Raw genomic sequence first — 2,333 nt, 5'->3', positions numbered from 1 at the left:
TAAATAGTGTTTTTTGATAAAATATTGATCTTTATTGAGTTCTTTTATTTTTATTACAGCAATCAATACGCTATATTATAAATAACGTTCGCAACCAGTACCATGCTTAGCATCGCTCATACGTTGATAGTAGCCCCAAGGAACCGATTTATGCTGATTGAACATGACATTACTGACGTTTGTGTTGGGATGTATGTAGTCGAAATAACCGAACCCAAAGATACTTTTTCGCTCACTAAACCTGGTGTGCTTAAAAGCGAAAAGGTTATTGAAGCATTAAAACGGAAATCGGTTACCAAACTACTCATTGATACCAGTAAAACTGAAGTTGCTGTCGAAACAATCGAGCATAATATCAGTTGGCCTAAGCCTCAAGCACCTCGAAAGGTGACGCCTGTTCGCACCGATGTGAAAGCAAATTTCTTTAATCAAGAAATAGTTAGAGCGCGCCAAGTGTTCAATGAATCAAAAGACATTCAGAAAAAGCTGTTTCATAACGCACAACATGGTTTACCACTAGACATGGATCCGGTACAAAAAATCACCTCCGAATCCACCGATTTAATTTTTAATAATCCCAATGCCCTATCATGTGTAATAAATATTCGTAATAAAGATGAATATTTATTAGAACATTCTGTGTCGGTCTCTGTTTTGATGACCATGTTTGCCGTATACAAAAAAATAGACAAAGACATAGTTAATCAACTGGCTATCGGTGCGTTTTTACATGATGTTGGAAAAATCATGATCCCTGATCGGATTTTAAACAAACCAGACAAACTGACCGATGAAGAGTTTCATATTATGAAAACTCATGCCAGTTACTCGATTGAAATCATGAAGAATACCCCAGGCATCAGCCAGCTAAGTTTAGAAGTAGCAAGCTTACATCATGAAAAACTCAATGGCATGGGTTATCCATTTGGCGTTCCTGCAGAAAAAATTACCCTTTATGGACGTATGATCAGCATATGCGATATTTTTGATGCGCTAACTTCGCACCGCTGTTACAAACAGGGTTATGCCCAAGTTAAATCATTCAGTATTTTGCGCGCTTTAGCTAATAAAAATGAATTGGATAAAGACTTAGTCGACCAGTTTATTCATTGTATGGGAGTTTACCCTATCGGTTCAGTGGTTCAACTTGAGTCAAATAGACTCGCTATCGTTGAAGGTCATAACCCGAAAGACCCTATCCGACCATTAGTCAGACCCTTCTATCATTTAAAACCAGACCGCTTTGAAGTAGGCAACAAAATTGATTTAGCCACCGTGACTGATGACTTAATTGTTAAGTGTGTACGTGCTGATGATTTTAATCTGAACATGGAACAAATTATTGAGTATTTAGCGCACGAAGGATAAAAAATGCCATTAAACGAGTTTAATGGCATTTTTTATTTATTATCTATTATTTATTATTTATCAAGACGTTACAAAAGGAAGCTTGGTCATTCGCTATTTAGATGCAGGCAATACTTTGAGTCCAAATAAATATCGTGTCAGCTTAAACGGCCTAATCACGTAATAACATAGCAAGGCACACACCACAAAAGCACTCATTAACACACTGACAGATTTAACCGCAATTGAAGCTTGCCACTGCACAATATAAAACGCCAATATCACAATCACCGTTTGATGCAAAATATAAAATGGATAGATTAATTCATTGGTTTGATGCAGCCATGTTGGCGTTTTTTTAATATGAGCAATCGCAAAGCCTGCCATGGTTAATAGCCCAGACCAAGACACTAACGTACAAACTAACCACCATATTTGCCATCGTGTGGTAAGTGACAAATACGGGCTCAAGTCAGGTGAGTAATAGTAGCCGTAGAAAAACAATGAACACACGATCAAACCAGTTAAATTAATGTATCGATGTTCAGCTAAGGCGCGCCAAATGAGCTCACTTTTGACAAAGCACATGCCAGCAAAAAAGAAAAATAGATAAAATACACTCAATGACACGTTTTCGATATGGTGACTGTCTGATGGCGCGACATACTTGAGCGCCCCACGTAATACAATTAACGCAAGCACTAAAGAGAGCAACCCAAAACGATGCTGACTTATTCGTTCAAGCCACTGTTGCAACTTAATACCGGTTTGACGAGTTAACAAATTCCTGAATGGCACCGCAAGCAGCATAAAAATGACTAAAAACTCAATAAACCATAAATGATTACTATCAAACGACAGCATCAGCTGGCCATAAGCAGATGCGAAAGAATCATATTCAGTGATGTTTTCATAATAATGTTGTGGCGGCACAATGATTATCATTCCCACCAGCAAAGGGATAAAAAGCCGATGAAACTTACTCG

At 37.8% G+C, this 2,333-nt stretch carries 2 protein-coding genes; one reads left to right on the top strand and one right to left on the bottom strand.

Features of this window, described 5'->3' with window-relative positions; all coding sequences use genetic code 11:
• Nucleotides 1-150 precede the first annotated feature (150 nt).
• Entirely contained in the window at nt 151-1,368 is a 1,218-nt protein-coding gene (locus H5202_RS20785) for an HD-GYP domain-containing protein (protein WP_182773736.1), read from the top strand.
• 93 nt (nt 1,369-1,461) lie between these two features.
• Here the strand turns inward: H5202_RS20785 and H5202_RS20780 are convergent.
• On the bottom strand, nt 1,462-2,333 hold an 872-nt coding region (locus tag H5202_RS20780; RefSeq protein WP_182773735.1), incomplete at its 5' end, for an acyltransferase family protein.

The organism is Shewanella sp. SG41-4 (genome assembly GCF_014164505.1).
Lineage (GTDB): Bacteria > Pseudomonadota > Gammaproteobacteria > Enterobacterales > Shewanellaceae > Shewanella.
Note: the sequence above shows the minus strand (reverse complement) of the source record. Positions and strands in the feature narration are given on the sequence as shown.